The sequence below is a fragment of the Kitasatospora sp. NPDC059327 genome (assembly GCF_042752535.1).
Taxonomy (GTDB): Bacteria; Actinomycetota; Actinomycetes; order Streptomycetales; family Streptomycetaceae; genus Kitasatospora.
Map to the genome: position 1 here is coordinate 1 of NZ_JBHYYB010000079.1, position 1173 is coordinate 1173.

Sequence of the window (1173 nt, forward strand, 5' to 3'; positions counted from 1 at the left end):
ACATTCCGAACCCGGAAGCTAAGCCTCACAGCGCCGATGGTACTGCAGGGGGGACCCTGTGGGAGAGTAGGACGCCGCCGAACAATCATTCCAAAAAGACCCCCTCCCGTTCGGGAGGGGGTCTTTTTGCGTTAACGTCTCTGCCAGCACAACCCGCTCGGTGGAGAGGCGCGAACCGTTGCAGAATCTGACCCTTACCTGGCAGTCCGCCGGGGGCGCCGCGGTCGCTCTCTACGGGGGGGCGTACGCGGCTTCCCGGGTGCGGCGTGCGCCGCTCTCGGCGTTGCTGCGGGAGGCCGGCACCTTGCTCGCGCTGTTCGCGCTCTGGCAGTTGGTCGGACACCTGTCCCTGATGAGCGCCGAGCACGCGTTGGACCGGGCACGGTGGATCCACCGGACGGAGCTGGCGATCGGGCTGCCGGACGAGGCCTCGTGGCAGGCCGCCGTGACGTCCTGCCCGGCGGTGGTGAAGGCGGCGAACTACTACTACGCCGCGATGCACTTCACGGTGATGATCGCGGTGCTGCTCTGGGTCTTCGTGTGGCACCGTGCCCGCTACGCGTGGGTGCGGAACACGGTCGTGATCACCACCGCGATCTGCCTGGCGGTGCAGTTCATCCCGGTGGCGCCGCCCCGGATGCTGCCGCAGGAGGGCTTCGTGGACGTCGCGGCGGAGTACGGGCAGTCGGTGTACGGCGACACGGTCGGCGGGATGGTCAAGGTCGCCCAGCTGTCGGCGATGCCGTCGGTGCACGTGGCCTGGTGCGTTCTGGCCGCGGTCGCGGTGATCAAGGTGTCACGGAGCCCGCTGCGCTGGTTGGTGGTGGTGCACCCGGTGCTGACTGTCGCGGTCGTGGTGGTCACGGCCAACCACTTCTGGGCGGACGGCCTGGTGGCCGTGGTGATCCTGCTCTTCGCGTACGCCCTCCAGGCGGGCTACGGCCGTTGGCGCACCCGCCGGGTGGCGGCCCGTCCGGATGCCGTGGTGGCCGGGGCCGGGGCGACGGAGCACGTGGCCACCCGTAGCTGACCCGGGCGCCGCACGACGGCCGGGGGGGGGGGGGGGCCCCCCCCCGGGGGGGGGGGCCCCCCCCCCCCCCCCCCGGCGGGGGGGGGGAAAGTAACCGCCCTGGGGCACGCCCCCCGCCCCGCTTTGTTGGGGCGGCGCGGGGC

At 72.0% G+C, this 1173-nt stretch carries 1 protein-coding gene and 1 rRNA gene; both read left to right on the forward strand.

Annotation, left to right across the window (positions count from 1 at the left end; genetic code table 11):
* Positions 1–83 (forward strand): 5S ribosomal RNA (gene rrf / locus ACFXHB_RS33585); the annotation flags it as partial.
* 95 nt (positions 84–178) lie between these two features.
* A complete protein-coding gene (locus tag ACFXHB_RS33590) occupies positions 179–1030 on the forward strand; it encodes a phosphatase PAP2 family protein (RefSeq protein ID WP_380578790.1) in 852 nt (283 codons plus the stop codon).
* Positions 1031–1173: the final 143 nt, after the last annotated feature.